Below are 625 nucleotides of genomic sequence, written 5' to 3'. Positions count from 1 at the left end.
ACTTCTGCTTGAGGTTGGAAAAGAGGGATGGTCTTGTCTAACCAAAGTTGGAAGTCTTGCTGCGAAGGTAAGCCTTCTTCATTTTCGACTGCCAGTTGCAGATCAAGTTCAATTGCCATTTTTATTCCTTAGTTGCAGCGACTTGAGCGCTAAGTTCTGCTTTCGCTGCTTCTAACAGTTTAGCATCACGCTCTTCACGGCGACGTTTCTCGGACTCGTTACGTTCTTTTTGATCTTGCGCTTCCCACTTCTCGTAGGCGTTGACGATGCGAGCAACCACAGGGTGGCGAACAACGTCATCTGCTTGGAAGAAGTTAAAGCTGATGTCGTCGACTTCACTGAGCACTTCAATCGCATGACGAAGACCTGACTTCGCACCACGAGGTAAGTCGATCTGAGTGACGTCACCAGTAATAACCGCACGCGAATTGAAACCAATACGAGTCAGGAACATTTTCATCTGTTCAACGGTGGTGTTCTGACTTTCATCTAAGATGATGAAAGCATCGTTCAGCGTACGACCGCGCATGTATGCCAGAGGAGCGACCTCTATAACGTTGCGTTCAATCAGCTTTTCAACTCGCTCGAAGCCTAGCATCTCGAATAATGCGTCGTACAGTGGACG

At 47.8% G+C, this 625-nt stretch carries 1 protein-coding gene and 1 pseudogene; both read right to left on the bottom strand.

Annotation, left to right across the window (positions count from 1 at the left end; translation table 11 throughout):
- Positions 1 to 119 (bottom strand): annotated as a pseudogene (locus tag R7Z77_RS26505) (rRNA maturation RNase YbeY); the annotation flags it as partial.
- Between the two features lie 2 nt (positions 120 to 121).
- The coding region (locus tag R7Z77_RS26500) for a PhoH family protein (RefSeq protein ID WP_318137192.1) at positions 122 to 625 on the bottom strand (504 nt) is incomplete at its 5' end.

Source organism: Vibrio sp. 1401 (assembly GCF_033340295.1).
Note: the sequence above shows the minus strand (reverse complement) of the source record. Positions and strands in the feature narration are given on the sequence as shown.